The organism is Pseudomonas kurunegalensis, from assembly GCF_030291635.1.
Taxonomy (GTDB): domain Bacteria; phylum Pseudomonadota; class Gammaproteobacteria; order Pseudomonadales; family Pseudomonadaceae; genus Aquipseudomonas; species Aquipseudomonas monteilii.
The window spans coordinates 504,278-518,581 of record NZ_CP127871.1; the positions used below are offsets into that span (position 1 = coordinate 504,278).

Consider the following 14,304-nt stretch of genomic DNA (forward strand, 5'->3'; position numbering starts at 1 on the left):
GATCAGTACCGGCCAACCGGTTTGCTTGAGCAGAATTCCTATTCGCCGATTCTAGGAATTTCGCTCACTTTTACGCCGAGTTTGGGGCTGTTTCGGCGCATAGACTCCGCCCCATGAACTACTCGATCGAAGTCAAAGAGGCCGCCAAGCGGCTGTACCTGCGCCGTGCCTCGGTGAAGGAAATCCAGGCTCAGTTGAAGCTCCCGAACGTGCGGATCATCTACTACTGGATCCGGCAGGGCAGTTGGGACGAGATGCTGACCGATGAGGAGCCGCTGACCGCGATCAGCCGGAGGATCACGCTCATCTGTGAAAAGCAGGACACGCTGACGAAGGGCGACCTGGACGAGCTGGACCGGCTCACTGCTGTGCGGGAAAAGCTGATTAAGCAGGCCAGCAAGCCCGCAGCACCGGCGCCGGCGGCAAGCGAGCCGGCACGGGAGCAGGGCGATCGCGACCAGGGCCAGCGCCGAGAGCGGCGCGGTGGCGGTGGGAAGAAGCGGGACAAGCCCGCGAAGAATGACGTCAGCGGCCTGACAGAGGTGGACTTCCTCGACCAGTTCATTTCCAAAATGTACCGGTACCAGCAGGAGCTGTTCGCGGCGAAACAGAACCCGCTGACCTGCAGGCTGCGCAACATCCTCAAAAGTCGGCAGGTCGGTCTGACCTACTACTTCGCCGGCGAGGCCTTCATGGATGCCGTGCTGACTGGGGATAACCAGGTGTTCCTCTCGGCCAGTCGCGCGCAGTCCGAGATCTTCCGTAGCTACATCATCCAGTTTGCCCAGAAGTGGTTCGGCATCGAGCTGACCGGCAACCCTATCGTCCTCAGCAACGGCGCCGAGCTGCGCTTCCTCTCGACCAATAGCAGCACGGCCCAGGGCTACCACGGCCATGTCTATGTGGACGAATACTTCTGGATCCGCGACTTCGAAAAGCTCAGCACTGTGGCCAGCGCAATGGGCACGCACAAGAAATGGCGCAAGACCTATTTCTCTACGCCCAGCGCTGTCAGTCACCAGGCGTACCCGTTTTGGACGGGCGAGACCTTCCGTAATGACAAACGCCGCAAGAAAGCTGCAGGTGAATGGCCTTCCGAGGCTGCGTACACCCAGGGCGCGCTTTGCCCGGATGGTCAGTGGCGCAAGACGATCACCCTGGACGACGCCATTGCCGGCGGCTGCGACCTGTTCGACGTGGCCCAGCTGGAGCTGGAGTACGACGAGGATAAATTCCAGCAGCTGTTCTACTGCAAGTTCATCGACAGCACGCAGAGCGCGTTCGGCCTAAAGGATCTCGAAGGCTGCTATTCCGACCTGATGCTGTGGGACGACTTCGACCCGGACGCCGATCGACCTTTCGACAACAACCCGGTCTGGATTGGCTACGACCCAAGCCGTACACGCGACGACGCCACTTGTGTTGTGGTCGCGCCGCCGGCCGAGCCGGGCGGCAACTTCCGGATACTGGAGAAATACAGCTGGCGTGGGCAGTCGTTCACCTACCAGGCGGCCCAGATCAAGAAGCTGACCGAACGCTTCAACGTCCAGCACATCGGCATCGACACCACCGGCGTCGGCATCGGGGTGTACGACGTGGTCTGCGACTTCTACCCGCGTGCGCAGCGGATCCACTACAGCCTGGAAACGAAGACGACCCTGGTGCTCAAGGCCCAGGACGTGATCCGTGCGGGCCGGATCGAGTGGGACGCGGGCTGGACGGACATCGCGCAGGCCTTCCTGACGATCAAGCGCGGGACCACCAACGGCGGACAGATCACATTCAGCGCCTCCAGGACCGAGGCCACTGGCCACGCCGACATCGCATGGGCGGTCATGCACGCCCTGCACAACGAACCCCTGAACACCAACAAGCGGCGCAAGAGCCGTTACCTCACGAGCGGAAGCCATGCCCAAACGACAGAGAAAACACCCCGCCAGACAGCCACAGGCACAGCAGCCCACGCGGGTGTTCACGTTCGGGGAGCCGGAACAGGTGCTGACGTCCAACATCGGCGAGTACCTGGGCATCTTTCCAACCGACGACGGGCGCCTGTACAAGCCACCGGTGTCCCGCGCCGGCCTGGCCAAGCTGCTGCGGGCCAACGCGCACCACGGCGCCATTCCCAAGTTCAAGCGCAACTTGCTTCTGCGTGAGTTCATCGCGTCGGAAGGCTGCAGCGCGCACACGATGAGCTGTGCCGCTCTGGACTACATGGTGTTTGGCGAGGCCTATTTCCTGGCTCACGAAAACTTCCTGGGGCAAGTCCTGGAGCTGGAGCACCTGCCGGCGATCAACATGCGGGTAAAGGTGGATGGTGGCTTTGTCCAGTTGCTGCAGAACGGTGAGGAGGAGGAGTACGACCAGGAGGAGATCATCCACATCAAGGACTACGACGTAGAGCAGAACATCTACGGAATCCCGGACTACCTGGGCGGGCTGCAGGCGCTGTTGCTGAATGAAGCGGCCACGCTGTTCCGCCGGCGCTACTACAGCAACGGCGCCCATGCGGGCTACATCTTTTATACCAATGATCCGAACTTGTCCGAGGAAGACGAAGACAACCTGCGCTCGCAAATCAGTGCAAGTAAGGGTGTGGGCAACTTCCGCTCGATGTTCGTGAACATCCCCGGCGGTCACGAGAACGCAATCAAGATCATCCCGGTGGGGGACTTCCAGGCAAAGGACGAACTGGAGAAGGTGAAGAACATCACCAGGAACGACATCATCGCGGCTTGGCGCATGAACCCGGCACTGGCGGGCATCATCCCGGAGAACAGCGGAGGGTTCGGGGATATCGAAAAAATCGACAGGGTGTATACGAGCAACGAGATTTTGCCAATCTGTCAGTTGTTCGACCAAGTGAACGAAGTTCTTAGGGAAGACCGAAGGATTGGGTGGAGGGAACCAGCAGAAACTGTCTCTTGAAATAGTTCTATTGAACCGACGACCGTTTTTCTATGGCACAATGGTTCCATAATTGGAACCCTGGGGAGGGGATATGCGAGTTTACTGCAAGGAATGTAGAGGGAAGGGTCGTATTTCATCTAGGAATGATATTTCCATGGAATTCTCCTCTCTCTATTGCACATGTCTAGATTGCGGTCACCGATGGGTAGCGCACCTGACTTTCTCGCATACCCTAACACCTTCTGCACAAATGATGGATCGACTAGTATTCGACCAACTCCGTGCATTGCCCAGGGCACGCCAGCAAGAAATATTTCAACAACTTGGTGCTATCGATGCGCGATAGTTTTCAAATTGAGTTTCAATTCTCTGAAAGTCCTCCATCAGAGTAATTGAAAATTGAATAAGCCCAATACGACCTCTTTCGGAAAGTTTTGTTGCAGGAAGTTCAGTCAGAAGTGCAAGCAGGTTTCCGTGATTTTCAAGGTCGTCGGCCAGCTGGGTGAGGCAGGGCGCTGGGTGTGTCATGGCGTAACTCCGTTTTGCATGATGGCACATGGCTAATAGTTTGTGGGCCGTAATGCGTCGCGTCAAGACCTTGAAATTTATCTGGAAGTGTGGGACTAAATTCTTGAGGGCGATATCTGTCAATATATGCCATATGTTTTATATGTATATTGACACCTTATGGGCATCTTATGGATATCTTATGGATATCTTATGGCTACTTTGAAGTAGCTCCAGCTAGCTCCAGATACCAAAACGGGCGCCTCAGCGCCCGTTTTTATTGGAGTAACTCACATTCTATAGGGGGGGCAGTTTGACGGCGCCGTATTTTCGCTCACCGGCGGTGTTCTCGAATGCCATTACAAAAGTGTCAGCCGGTAGCGGGATGATGGCCAGGCCATTCCCCGTGTCTTGATACACCTGCTGGGTCGCCTCGACCAGGAAGAAGTCCACGGGCAGACCCAACTGTTGTCGAGCATGCGCCACGTCCTGTTCACACAGAACCACCAGGCGTCCATCGATCAGCATTACGCGGCCTCCATTTCAGGCGGCAGCTGTGCCTCAAGTTCAGTGATGCGCTGCAGTAGCAGGCCGATCAGCTTGGTTTGTTCTTCGTTCACCTGGTCCTGGACCATCGACCGCTTCAGCCGGTTAACGATCTCCGAGTTCATGCTGCGGTCGTTGTCCTCGGCCAGTACGGCGATGTCGGCGCGCAGCCCATCTGGCAGACGGACGACAAACTTGTCAGCAGTGCGGGAGTTAGCGGTGGTGTATTGCTGTTGCATGGTCTTTCCCTCAGTTGAATGCGGTGCGTGGGTGTTGTGCCAGCAGCTGGCGGACGATGGCCGTGTCTTGGGCGCTCAGATCGCCCAAACGGCTGGCCATGTCGGTCACGCTTTCGAGTTGTGTACGGGCTTCCGGTGTCTTGGTGACGATGAAGCCGATCAAGGCCCCGCCAACTATGGCGGTGGCCTGCAGGTGGCGGGGCGTTGTGGTAGCCTTCACAGCGCTGCTGCTTGGGTTGGGTGCTTGCATGTGCTTCTCCTCCTAGTGGTGGTTGGTGCCAAGGAGCTGCAACTCCTTGGCACCGTCCTCTCAGCCCTAGTTCATGGCCTTGGCCGTGAATACCGGGCGCGTCACACTTCGAACTTCAAAGCTCCCCAGGTCCGTGTTGTCCACGCTGTGCAGGTGCACTACACAGCACTCGGGTGGGGTCTGGTGATTGCGCCAGAAGTCGCTTGTCACCAGTTCGGCCAGATCTTCTGGCCGAGCGATCAGCAGATAGGTAGCGGGCATCAGCATCGAGCCGGCCTGGCCATCGACGGTGTAGAGCACATTCATTCCAACGTCTCCGGTGCCCACTGCTCGATAAGGCGCTGCCAGATCTGGCTGCCATTCGCGATCCGCTCATGCACCTCCAGGTCGGGCGTGTAATCCATCATCAGCACCTTCAGGCAGTCCTCGAACAACGGCAGGTCCAGGCTGCGCAGATCACTCATGACAAAGGGGAAGTCTTCGCCGTTGTAAACGCTCAGCAGGAAGCGGCCTAGGACACGACTCTGGCCACTGTCACGCAGGGCGATCGGTACCAGCCGGTTGAGTGCTTGGGTGCCTGCGACGCGGATCGCAGGTATCTGCGTCTGATGGGCCTGGATGGCGGCAAGTGCAGAAGCCATCGTGCGAAGTCCGTTATTCATCGGCGTTGCCTCCTTCTGCTACTCGGTGCAACTCCCCGTCCTGCAACACAAACAAGTCCACGTCGGCCAGCCGGTATGCCCCACCGACACCACCCGCCAGAACGTGATCGTCATAGGCCGCACCAGGTGCTTGGAACTGGACGGGGAACGGATGCCCTATGCCATCCCGGATGCACCAGGCGATCTGGTGGTGGTACTTGCTGTCTTCGCGAATGCTCGCGAACAGTTGCCCGACAGGTTTAGGGTTGCGGCCAGCTTGGAACGCTTTGAACGCCAGCTGGACAGCAGGGTGGGCAAAGGCTTGGCCATCCATTTTCAACTTGTCGCTGCTGAGCCGTGCTTTCGCGAACTCGCGAAATTCGTTCACAGCCAATTGAAAGTCAGCAGTTGATTGCTCGGTTTGCATGCGTGCTTCTCCTTGGTGCGCCCATCGGCGCATTTGCGCGGTTTCCCGCCAGTTTTCTGAATGCGTCGGGTATGCCCTCCAGGCATCTGGAATGTCTGGAAGGTCCCGGTGGTGCAGGCCCTCAAGCCCGCGTGGTAGCTGGGCTGAGCTTTTTTTGCTTCCTTCCAGCAGGGGTGGAAGGTAATGGAAGGTCAATTTGCCAGTACTAAGCTGCAGGCCGCGCAGCGCCTGGGCTACAGCCGTTTCACGGAAGAACCTCCAAAGTGGAAGGTTGGTGGAAGATGGTGGAATGAAATTTCTTCCAGCTCCTTCCTGTGGCATGCAGCTTGCTGAACGACCGTAACCACCTGTATTCATTGACCTATTCCTATTCCTTCTAGATATTCCAGATGATTTAAGGGATTACTCAGAAACCCATAGAACACCCGGCTACCCCTGACGCCGAATCTCTTACCCCCGCGCTGACGGGGTTATCCCCGCTTCTTGAACACCCAGCAGTTGAGCGACCGCTGCTCGATGCGAGAGTGGGTTTTTCGCGTCTCCAAGAAGGGGTGAGTGCGGCTCTGCTTAAGCGCCCTCTGCAGCAAAATCGTCGGCAACATTTCAAGGCCGGCAGCGCGGCACGCGGCTTGGAAGTGCTGGAGATTGACCGCGATCAGTTCTTTGTCAGAGCTGTGGTTCAGCGTCTCGCGGGTTTCCTGGCGGCGACCGTCCGCGTCCTCGATCGTGACGACCTGTTCGTTCAGGTAGTGGTAGGCCTGCCAGAACACCGAGGCCGTCTTGCTTTCGGCCGAGAGGGTCTGTTGACGATCAAGGGCTCGGGCTTCCAGGTGCTTGGCCAGGTTCTCCATCTGCCGATCGGTCCAGGTTGGGAACAGGGACTGGGTAGCCATTGCTGCAGCCAGGATCTGTGCGTGGACCTGGATGATTCGAGAATGCTCCACGCCACCCATGGCCGTGAAACGTTGTTCGCAGTCCGGGTACACCTCGAAGTAGCGCTCCAGCCAGGCGCTTTCCCGGCCAAGTACAGCGGGTAGGTAGCCGGACAACTGCTCGACCGGCATGGCCTTCAAGCGGTTGGCTACCACTTTCAGTTCATCGGAGTGGTTATCCCGCGTCATGTGGAAATAGCCGATCCGGGTGATGATCGCCTCGGAGCCTTCCACCATGGTGTTTTGGGAGATGCAGATTGCACCCCGGAAAATCAGCGCATCAGTGTCGCTATTACCGGACTTCACGCCCGTCACACGCAGCTTGGCGTTGATGTCGAACAGCGACTTGATTTCGTCCCAGGCGTATTGCTGGACCACCGTTCGGCCCATGGCGTCCGTGGTTTCCTTGTCCGACTCCAGAAGCACGACCGGCAGGTTGCTGACAGCAGAAAGCGAGCGCAGCAGGCCGATTGCCGAGGCCCCCGAGCCACTGGGCTTGATGCCTTCTTCGTTCTTGCGGCCAACCAGGCGCCACAGGTAGCGGATCAGAGTGGACTTACCTGCGCCGGCGTCGCCCGTCAGTTCCAGGAAGGCCCACCCTTGCTGCACTGCCCGGATCTGCTCGGCGAACAGGCATCCGGTCCACCAGGCCAGGCTGGCCACCCCGTTCAGACCGAATACGCGCTGGAAGTCGTCGAACCAGGACGGGTCGAACGACTCGCCACGGTGCATGGGGAAACTGCGAGCGGATGTCTTCAAACCTTGCCCCTTGATGTCGAGATAGCCGTGATCGTTCATCTGCATGGCCTTACCGTTGTGAAAGCCGAAGCCCGGGTAGCAGTAGGCGCCGGTGACTTCGTCGTAGCCCACGAAGGGCAGCGTGCGGACCACGTTGGGGTTACGCAGCCAATCGCTCTTGAGCATGCCCAGGACTTTCTCCCCACCTTCAAACATGCCGCCTGGGGTGCGCTCCAGGAGTGCCTTCGCGAATCCGCGGGGCTCGGTGATCGAGCTGGGGGGCAGTGGTTCCTTGCAGTTCAACCGCCGATTGGGGAACTCGAACTGGAAGAAGTACCGCTGCTCCCCGCTGATCGCGTCGCGCTCCAGGTACTCGAACCTGGGCACGCAGTTGGCAACCTGGCTGATGGTGGTGTGCTTGAAGAACTCGGTGCGGTACCCGCTTGGTGGGTCGCCAGGCTTGCGCGGCATGTCGTCCAGGTCTTTCTGCAGCTCGGATGTGTTCACCCGTGCTGAATAGAGGCAGCTTTCAAACTCCACCAGGAAGAAGGGGCGCGGGCGGCGGGTGTACAACAGGTATGCTTTCTTCATCGCAGACGAAGCGCAGAACAGTTGCCCCTGGTACAGCGCCTCGATCAGAAATTCGTCGTCCAGCCTCTTCTCGCGGTAGACGTCGTCCCAGTCCAGCTCGCCGGCGAGTGCGACCAGGCAGATCTCCTTCATGTTGGCCAAGCGACCACGGTACTTGGGGATCACTTCGCGGCCGGCCGGGTCGTCATCCAGGGCGATTACCCAGCGCACGCCCTTGCCCTTGTTGGCCTCGATGATTTCCCAGGGGAAGTTGTTGCAGCTAATGGCCGCGATCGCCTTGTAGCCGGCCAACCAAAGCGCAATGGCGTGGAAGATGCCTTCGACAATGAACACCTGGTCGTCTTTTTCGTAGCTCTGGCCCTTGGGTTCCCAGCCCTTGCCGGCGTACTTCAAGCCCTTGCTGATCCCGGCCTTGTCGCCCTTGTTCGCAGCTACAGCGCTTGCGTCGATGATGCGTTCCCAATAGCCGTCGCAAAGTTCAAAGCGGACAGTGGCAGCGTAGGAACCGTCGTTCATCTGCCGGCGGGCCTGCTTGTACCAGCCGGTGATCCGAGCGGTGTCGAACCCGCGACTACGTTGCAGGTAGGCGTCTGCTGTGGCGTTTGGGTTCTGCGGCGTCGAAGGGAAGCGCTCGCTGAGGTTTTCGAACAGGTCGCGGTAGCGGTCGCGGGTCTTTTCCTCGAACTGGCACTCGTTCAAGCGGTTGCACTTCAGCTGAAACGGCTTCTCCTTGCTGATGTACAGGGTGCGTTCGCCGCAACCCGGGCAGATGCCTTTGTTGAAGTACTTGGTGCTTGCGTCCTTGGGTAGGAACGACAGCTCTCGGTCATGCTCAAGCGCCGGGATGACGTCTTCGAGGTAGATGCGATCGAACTGATCCTGGCTAATCCGTGCGTTCATTTCCAACCCTTAGCGCTTGCGGTCTTGGCGCACGCGCTCGGCTTGCTCCGCCGCTTCCATGGCCAGGTGAACCAGATTGATAAGGACGGCAGATTTCGAGCCCTCGACCTTTGGCCGAATGATGTAGCGGCCAAGTTCGATCTCGCGGCGAATCGCCGTATCAGACTGGCCGGAGCGCTTGGCGTACTCGCCTACGGTGACGTAGGGCGTGTCGATGACTATCTGCATTCTGTTAACCTCTCGCGAATATTGGGGACCAAAGTTCCATATCTGGAACCAATCATGGTTCCAATATTGGAACCTGTCAAGAGAGGAGCAGCACATGGATATGCCGGCCAAGATGAAAGCGATTCGGTACAAGGAAGGTCTGACGCAGGGTGAGTTCTGCCAGTTGCTGGGCTTCAGCCTGAGTACCTGGAAGAAATATGAGGCGGGGATAACTGAGGTGGCGTTGGCACCGTTCCTGACCGTGGCCAATCACCCGCGCTTCACGAAGTACGCGCTTTGGCTGACCACTGGTAGGACTGCGGCTGAGGTCGGGCAAGTAAGCCCGGAATAGGCCATGGCCATCAAGAAACTGCCGTCTGGCGTGTGGTTGGTGGACTGTCGTCCGGAAGGGCGAGATGGCCCACGTTTCCGCAAACGGGTCCAATCGAAGAACGAAGCCATGCACCTGGAGCGACGGGTGATGGGTGACGGGTCGCGGGGAGAGTTTGAGGCACCATCCAAGCGAGACGATCGGTTGCTGTCCGACCTGGTGAAACTCTGGCACAAGTTGCACGGCCAGAACCTAAAAACGGGTGATGAGCGCCTGCAGCTGCTGCTGGCCATGGCCGAGCGGATGGGTGATCCCAAAGCGCATAGTTTCAACTCATCACACTTTGCCACCTACCGTGCTGAACGGGCCGAGGGGAAGCACACCAGGACTAAGCCTGGCCGTGGTTTCAGCAAGGCGGAAGGTAAAGGGAAGCCCATCAGCGCGAACATGCTCAACCATGAACTGGCGTACCTGCGCGCTGTTTTCAACGAACTGGCCAGGCTGGGGGAGTGGACAGGCGAAAACCCGCTGGCGACGGTGCGCAAGCTCAAGTTTGACGAGACGGAGATGGCTTACCTTGAGTCGGACGAGATTCGGCCCCTGCTTGATGCACTGGCGGCGGAAGATTCCGATGCTGGTCTGATCGCGGAGGTTTGTTTATCCACAGGAGCCCGGTGGGGGGAGGCTGAAGCGTTGTTGCCGCGACAGGTGCGTAATGGCCTGATTCAGTACCTCAAAACGAAGTCGAGCAAGAATAGGTCTGTCCCGATCGCCGCTGACTTCGAGAAGCGCCTGCAGGCTGCGCTACCGTTCCGGCCTGGTTACAACATCTTTCGGAAAGTCGTCGACCTGCTCCAGCTCGATCTGCCCGAGGGTCAGCTGACGCACGTACTGCGTCACACCTTCGCAAGCCACTACATGCGCAACGGTGGAGACATCTTGACGCTGCAGCGGGTGCTCGGCCATGCCACGTTGGCCATGACCCAGAAGTACGCCCACTTCAGTCCAGGGCATCTAGCCGATGTGGTCAATCTCAACCCTCTGGCTGGGACACGTGGACACATTGTGGACACTTCGAAGGATTGTGAAAGGTAAGCGAGGTGGGAAATGGCAGGGGCTAGAAACGACAAAGCCGCGCAGTGCGCGGCTTGTAAGCTGGTGGGCCCACACGGACTCGAACCGTGGACCAAAGGATTATGAGTCCTCTGCTCTAACCGACTGAGCTATAGGCCCTCAGTAAGTGGCCGGATTATAACGAGGGTTTCGCACCTGTGCCATCTGAAAGATCCGATAGTGCTATGCGAAGAAACGCGGCCGCAAATTCCTCGGGCGGCAGTGGCAGACTGACGATGTAGCCCTGGATCTGCTCGCACCCTTCGGCTGCCAGAAAACGTTGCTGGGCCTGGTTTTCAACACCCTCGGCAATGATCGTCAGTTGCATGCTGCGGCCCAGGGCGATGATCGCACGGGCGATGGCAGCGTCGTGTGGGTCGTCGGGCAGGCCACGGATGAACGACTTGTCGATCTTGAGAATGTCCAGCGGCAGGCGCTTGAGATAGCTCAGCGATGAGTAGCCGGTGCCGAAGTCGTCGATGGCCAACTGCACGCCCAGTTTTTTCAGCTGGTACAGCACGGCCAAGGCTTCTTCTGCCTGGCTCATGATGAAGTTTTCGGTGATTTCCAACTGCAAGTCGCCGGCCTTGAGCTGGTGTTGCTTGAGCAGTTGCTCGATGCGTCGGGCCAGGTGTGGGTGGCGTAGCTGGGCGCCGGCGAGGTTGATCGACAGCGGGCCGAACGGTTCGTAGTGTTGCTTCCAGGCCTGCATCTGCCGGCAGGCTTGCTCCAGCACCCAGTCGCCGAGCTGGAGAATGGTGCCGTTCTCTTCCGCCAGGTGGATGAAGTGCTCCGGCGGTACTTCACCAAAGGTGGGGTGGCTCCAGCGGATCAGCGCCTCGGCGCCTACCAGGCTTTGGGTCTTGAGGCTGAGCTTGGGCTGGAAGCACAGGCTCATTTCGTTGCGTTCGACGGCGCGGCGCAGCTCGTGCTCAAGGGCGATGCGCTCGCTGGCCTGAGCGGTGAGGTCGCGGGTGTAGGCTTCGACGCGGTTGCGGCCTTTGGCCTTGGAGCGGTACATGGCCGCGTCGGCGTTGCGGATCAATGTCGCGACATCAGTGCCGTCCTGTGGGTACAGGCTGATGCCGATACTGGCACTGGTAAAGAACTCGTGCTCACCGGCCTGGAACGGCGCGACGAAGCAGGCCAGCAGCTTGTTGGCGATGGTGCTGGCGTCACTGGGCTTGTGCAGGCCAGGTAGCAGGATGATGAACTCGTCACCGCCCAGGCGGGCCACGGTGTCGACGTCACGCACCTGCTCCTTCAGGCGCTGGGCGATGCCTTTGAGCAGCAGGTCGCCGACCGGGTGGCCGAGGCTGTCGTTGATGTGCTTGAAGCGGTCGAGGTCGAGGAACAGCACCGCGCCCTGGCGGTTGGACACTTGCGCGCAGGTAAGCACGGCCTGCAGGCGGTTCTCGAACAGGGCGCGGTTGGGCAGGCCGGTCAGCGGGTCGTGGTGGGCCTGGTAGTCGAGCTTGGCCTGGGCGTGCTTGAGGCTGGAAATATCGGCAAACACGGCCACGAAATGGGTGATCTCGCGTTCGTTGTTGCGCACCGCACTGATGGTCAGCCAGCCAGGGTACAGCTCGCCGTTCTTGCGTTTGTTGTAGATCTCGCCTTGCCAGTGGCCTTCATCGGTAAGCTGGTGCCACATGGCGGCGTAAAAGGCGCTGTCGTGCTGGCCGGAAGCGAGCAGGCGCGGGGTTTGGCCAAGGGCTTCGATTTCGCTATAGCCGGTGATTTCGCTGAAGGCGCGGTTGACGGCACTGATGCGTTGGTCGATGTCGGTGATCAGCACGCCTTCGGCGGTGTTTTCGAACACGGTGGCGGCCAGCTGCAGCTTTTCCTGCATCAGGTGGCGTTCGGTGATGTCACGGGCAATGGTCAGCATGCAGTCGACGCCGGCAATCGGCAGCGGCCTGGCGGACAGCTCGCAGAGGCGGATCTGCCCGTCACTGCGGCGGATGTGGCAGGTGAAGTCGCGCACGAAGCCGTCGCGGTTGAGCTGGTCGACCAGGCGCTTGCGCTCGTTGAGGTCGACCCAGATACCCAGGTCCAGCGAGGTCTGGTCGATGGTCGGGTTGAGGTCATAGCCGGTAAGGCGGCAAAAGCCCTCGTTCACCTCCAGCAGCAACCCGTCGCTCTGGCGCGACAGTAACAGGCCGTCGGGCGAGGCGTGGAAGGCTTTGGCGAACTTCTCTTCCGAGGTTTGCAGCTGTTCCTGGGTTTCCTTGAGCTGGCTGATATCGCGTACTGCCACTACCAGCGCCGGGGTGCCGTCGAGCTCGAAGGTTTCGGCCGAGGTCAGGCCGGTGAACAGTTGGCCGTTGCTGCGGCGGAAGCTCATTTCAAGGTTACGGATACCGCCCTGGTGCAGGCGTTCGAGCACCCGCGGGCCGCTGCCTTCGACACCCCACAGGTTGAGGTCGGTGGCGGTACGGCCAATCACCTGGCCTGGGGTCAGGCCGATCTGTTCTTCGAACGCTTCGTTCACCTCCAACAGACAACCGTCACTGTGACGGGCGATCAGCAAAATATCGGGGCACTGCTGGAACACCGAGGCGAACTTCTGCTCGGACAGGCGCAGGGCGTCCTCGGTGCGCTTGGTTTCGCTGATGTCGATCATCAGCCCGCGCATCACCGGTTGGTGGCCGTGCTCGATCATGCTGACAATGTTGCGTACCCAGAGGGGCTGGCCGTCGGCTCGGATTACCCGGTAATCCAGGCTGTGGTCGCGCCCGGCTGCAGTTTCGCTGTCGCAGTAGGCCTGGGCCCAGAGGGCGTCTTCCGGGTGCAGAATGCTGCGCCAGAAACCAGGCTTGAGCCAGTCACTCAAGGGATAGCCGAGCAGATCTTCGGCATGCGGCGAAACGTAGCTGTAGGTGAAGTCGTTGGCATCGGCTTCCCAGGCGATGGCCGACAGGCTTTCTATCAACCCTCGGTAGTGGTATTCGCTGCTGCGCAGCTCCTGTTCCAAGGCAATGCGCCGTGAAATTTCCGAACTGAGGCGGCGGTTGATGCGGATCACCACGGCCAGTACGGCCATCAGCAACAGCACCGTTGGCAGGCCATACACCAGCAGGTCGGACCAGAACATCCGCTGGTCGATCACATTGCCTACCCAGCGCTGCTGTATCTGGCTGACTTCGCTGCTGCTCATGTCGGCCATCACTTTGTCGAGAATACCGACCAGTACGTGGTTGCTGCGGGGGACGGCCATCGCCAGTTGGTAGCGGTAGGGCGTTTCGCCGCTGACGTAGAGGCCGTCGAGCTTGAGCTGGCGCAGGCTCCAGATGCTGGAAGCGAGGTCGCCGACGACGGCATCTACCTGATCGGTGGCCAAGGCCTGCAGCGTGGAGCTTACATTGGGCAGTGCGACCAGGTTGAGGTCCGGGTGGTGGGTGCGCAGCAACTCGTGGGGGGCGTAGTTTTCGACCACAGCGATTTTCAGGCCGTACAAGTCCTCCAGTTTGCGCGGCTGTGCGCCGCCTTTGTGGGCAAGGATGACAATGGGAAAGTCGAGGTATGGGCGGGTGAACGCCAGGTAGCCCTGGCGTTCAGGGGTAGACATGATGCCGGGCAGCAGGTCGATGCGGCTTTCGCGCGCCTGCGCCAATACTTCGGTCCAGCTACTGGGTTCGACCGGTTTTAGCGTCACACCCAGGCGTTGCTGGATCATGGCGATGTAATCGGCGGCCAATCCCTGGTACCGGCCCTCCTGGTCGCGAAACTCGAACGGTGGCCAAGAGGCGTCGACACCCAGGCTTAGCTGCGGGTGGGCAGCCAGCCAGGCTTTTTCCTCGTCTGTCAGGGTCAGGGCGCCGGCCGTTGTGTTCCACAGCATCAGGAGCAGCAACAGAATGGCCGGCTTCAAGGACATGGCAGCCTCGCATTCAGGTGGTCTGAAGTCGAGTGTAGACGGGCATTGCGGCAGATGTGCAGTGGAAACCGGGCTTTATGTTACGGGCCACT

General features: G+C 59.5%; 15 protein-coding genes and 1 tRNA gene. 5 read left to right on the forward strand and 11 right to left on the reverse strand.

The features are described 5' to 3' along the window. Window positions 1-113: 113 nt before the first annotated feature. The 3 genes from QQ992_RS02135 (at window position 114) to QQ992_RS02145 (ending at window position 3,256) form a co-directional block, all read left to right on the forward strand. Window positions 114-2,156 (forward strand): terminase large subunit domain-containing protein, encoded by a 2,043-nt coding sequence (locus QQ992_RS02135; RefSeq protein ID WP_286112108.1) that lies wholly within the window; start codon window positions 114-116, stop codon window positions 2,154-2,156. Then, window positions 2,068-2,928 carry a phage portal protein gene (locus tag QQ992_RS02140; protein ID WP_286113889.1) on the forward strand — a complete coding sequence of 287 codons (861 nt, stop codon included), beginning with the start codon at window positions 2,068-2,070 and terminating at the stop codon, window positions 2,926-2,928. The genes QQ992_RS02135 and QQ992_RS02140 overlap by 89 nt, the downstream gene beginning before the upstream one ends. 136 nt (window positions 2,929-3,064) lie before the next feature. After that, the gene (locus QQ992_RS02145) at window positions 3,065-3,256 is read left to right on the forward strand and encodes an ogr/Delta-like zinc finger family protein (protein WP_433963102.1); all 192 of its coding nucleotides are present in this window, start codon (window positions 3,065-3,067) and stop codon (window positions 3,254-3,256) included. Here the strand turns inward: QQ992_RS02145 and QQ992_RS02150 are convergent. The 9 genes from QQ992_RS02150 to QQ992_RS02190 form a co-directional block, all read right to left on the reverse strand. After that, window positions 3,226-3,438: a hypothetical protein gene (locus tag QQ992_RS02150; protein WP_286114016.1), complete on the reverse strand. Its 213-nt coding sequence runs from the start codon at window positions 3,436-3,438 to the stop codon at window positions 3,226-3,228. The genes QQ992_RS02145 and QQ992_RS02150 overlap by 31 nt on opposite strands. A 276-nt stretch (window positions 3,439-3,714) precedes the next feature. Next, window positions 3,715-3,945: a hypothetical protein gene (locus tag QQ992_RS02155; protein WP_286112110.1), complete on the reverse strand. Its 231-nt coding sequence runs from the start codon at window positions 3,943-3,945 to the stop codon at window positions 3,715-3,717. Next, the gene (locus QQ992_RS02160) at window positions 3,945-4,202 is read right to left on the reverse strand and encodes an Arc family DNA-binding protein (RefSeq protein WP_286112111.1); all 258 of its coding nucleotides are present in this window, start codon (window positions 4,200-4,202) and stop codon (window positions 3,945-3,947) included. Before QQ992_RS02160 ends, QQ992_RS02155 begins: the two co-directional genes overlap by 1 nt. A 10-nt stretch (window positions 4,203-4,212) precedes the next feature. Continuing rightward, a complete protein-coding gene (locus tag QQ992_RS02165) occupies window positions 4,213-4,452 on the reverse strand; it encodes a hypothetical protein (protein ID WP_286112112.1) in 240 nt (79 codons plus the stop codon). Between the two features lie 66 nt (window positions 4,453-4,518). Continuing rightward, a complete protein-coding gene (locus QQ992_RS02170) occupies window positions 4,519-4,758 on the reverse strand; it encodes a hypothetical protein (protein ID WP_286112113.1) in 240 nt (79 codons plus the stop codon). Continuing rightward, window positions 4,755-5,114, reverse strand: a complete 360-nt coding sequence (locus tag QQ992_RS02175) for a DUF7673 family protein (protein ID WP_256221702.1) — start codon at window positions 5,112-5,114, stop codon at window positions 4,755-4,757. The genes QQ992_RS02170 and QQ992_RS02175 overlap by 4 nt, the downstream gene beginning before the upstream one ends. Next, a complete protein-coding gene (locus QQ992_RS02180) occupies window positions 5,107-5,877 on the reverse strand; it encodes a hypothetical protein (protein ID WP_286112114.1) in 771 nt (256 codons plus the stop codon). The genes QQ992_RS02175 and QQ992_RS02180 overlap by 8 nt, the downstream gene beginning before the upstream one ends. 113 nt (window positions 5,878-5,990) lie before the next feature. Beyond that, the gene (locus QQ992_RS02185) at window positions 5,991-8,681 is read right to left on the reverse strand and encodes a toprim domain-containing protein (protein WP_286112115.1); all 2,691 of its coding nucleotides are present in this window, start codon (window positions 8,679-8,681) and stop codon (window positions 5,991-5,993) included. Between the two features lie 9 nt (window positions 8,682-8,690). Beyond that, window positions 8,691-8,909, reverse strand: a complete 219-nt coding sequence (locus QQ992_RS02190) for a hypothetical protein (protein ID WP_286112116.1) — start codon at window positions 8,907-8,909, stop codon at window positions 8,691-8,693. 94 nt (window positions 8,910-9,003) lie between these two features. Between QQ992_RS02190 and QQ992_RS02195 the strand changes: the two genes are divergently transcribed. Together QQ992_RS02195 and QQ992_RS02200 are read left to right on the forward strand one after the other, a co-directional pair. Further along, a complete protein-coding gene (locus tag QQ992_RS02195) occupies window positions 9,004-9,240 on the forward strand; it encodes a helix-turn-helix domain-containing protein (RefSeq protein ID WP_060494833.1) in 237 nt (78 codons plus the stop codon). Window positions 9,241-9,243: 3 nt separating this feature from the next. Further along, on the forward strand, window positions 9,244-10,314 hold the full coding sequence (locus QQ992_RS02200; protein ID WP_286112117.1) for a phage integrase: 1,071 nt from the start codon (window positions 9,244-9,246) through the stop codon (window positions 10,312-10,314). A gap of 61 nt (window positions 10,315-10,375) precedes the next feature. Here the strand turns inward: QQ992_RS02200 and QQ992_RS02205 are convergent. Beyond that, a tRNA-Ile gene (locus QQ992_RS02205) sits at window positions 10,376-10,452 on the reverse strand. A gap of 16 nt (window positions 10,453-10,468) precedes the next feature. Then, on the reverse strand, window positions 10,469-14,212 hold the full coding sequence (locus QQ992_RS02210; protein ID WP_286112118.1) for a bifunctional diguanylate cyclase/phosphodiesterase: 3,744 nt from the start codon (window positions 14,210-14,212) through the stop codon (window positions 10,469-10,471). Window positions 14,213-14,304 lie beyond the last annotated feature (92 nt).

Excerpts from the sequence above, each read along its gene's own strand:
- QQ992_RS02165 (WP_286112112.1), bottom strand. The coding sequence starts at position 4,452 with ATGCAAGCACCCAACCCAAGCAGCAGCGCTGTGAAGGCTACCACAACG.
- QQ992_RS02155 (WP_286112110.1), bottom strand. The coding sequence starts at position 3,945 with ATGCTGATCGATGGACGCCTGGTGGTTCTGTGTGAACAGGACGTGGCG.
- QQ992_RS02170 (WP_286112113.1), bottom strand. The coding sequence starts at position 4,758 with ATGAATGTGCTCTACACCGTCGATGGCCAGGCCGGCTCGATGCTGATG.
- QQ992_RS02145 (WP_433963102.1), top strand. The coding sequence starts at position 3,065 with ATGGAATTCTCCTCTCTCTATTGCACATGTCTAGATTGCGGTCACCGA.
- QQ992_RS02175 (WP_256221702.1), bottom strand. The coding sequence starts at position 5,114 with ATGAATAACGGACTTCGCACGATGGCTTCTGCACTTGCCGCCATCCAG.
- QQ992_RS02135 (WP_286112108.1), top strand. The coding sequence starts at position 114 with ATGAACTACTCGATCGAAGTCAAAGAGGCCGCCAAGCGGCTGTACCTG.
- QQ992_RS02185 (WP_286112115.1), bottom strand. The coding sequence starts at position 8,681 with ATGAACGCACGGATTAGCCAGGATCAGTTCGATCGCATCTACCTCGAA.
- QQ992_RS02200 (WP_286112117.1), top strand. The coding sequence starts at position 9,244 with ATGGCCATCAAGAAACTGCCGTCTGGCGTGTGGTTGGTGGACTGTCGT.
- QQ992_RS02195 (WP_060494833.1), top strand. The coding sequence starts at position 9,004 with ATGGATATGCCGGCCAAGATGAAAGCGATTCGGTACAAGGAAGGTCTG.
- QQ992_RS02160 (WP_286112111.1), bottom strand. The coding sequence starts at position 4,202 with ATGCAACAGCAATACACCACCGCTAACTCCCGCACTGCTGACAAGTTT.
- QQ992_RS02150 (WP_286114016.1), bottom strand. The coding sequence starts at position 3,438 with ATGACACACCCAGCGCCCTGCCTCACCCAGCTGGCCGACGACCTTGAA.
- QQ992_RS02210 (WP_286112118.1), bottom strand. The coding sequence starts at position 14,212 with ATGTCCTTGAAGCCGGCCATTCTGTTGCTGCTCCTGATGCTGTGGAAC.
- QQ992_RS02180 (WP_286112114.1), bottom strand. The coding sequence starts at position 5,877 with ATGAATACAGGTGGTTACGGTCGTTCAGCAAGCTGCATGCCACAGGAA.
- QQ992_RS02190 (WP_286112116.1), bottom strand. The coding sequence starts at position 8,909 with ATGCAGATAGTCATCGACACGCCCTACGTCACCGTAGGCGAGTACGCC.